The 293-nt window shown below is 46.8% G+C and carries 1 protein-coding gene; it reads right to left on the bottom strand.

Features of this window, described 5'->3' with window-relative positions:
- A partial coding sequence (locus P2081_RS20675; protein ID WP_278924666.1) for a hypothetical protein occupies nt 1-293 on the bottom strand: 293 nt, incomplete at both ends.

Here is a 293-nt window from a genome sequence, read left to right as displayed (position 1 = left end):
GCAGACTTGGCGTCCAAGGCCGGCTTACGACTCAACATCTTGTGGCTGCTGTACTTTTCCATCAACTTCTTCCTTTTCATCTCCAGTTTCTCCAGTCGCTGATCAATCTTCGCTTCAACGAGCTTCTCTTTCTTCTCGAGTTTCTTCTGGTAGTGCATCAATTTAGTTTTTCTGATGTTCTTTTCGGGAAGGTACCACAGATTTCCATCAGAGTCCTCCACGTAGTCTGCTTCTTTGACCTCTTCCTCCATCCGTTCAATTGGCCCGCTTTCTTTGCTAATACCCGCAGCAAC

Origin of the sequence: Pseudophaeobacter profundi (assembly GCF_029697505.1) — a bacterium.
Classification (GTDB): Bacteria; Pseudomonadota; Alphaproteobacteria; order Rhodobacterales; family Rhodobacteraceae; genus Pseudophaeobacter; species Pseudophaeobacter profundi.
This window is presented reverse-complemented; position numbering and strand designations above follow the sequence as displayed.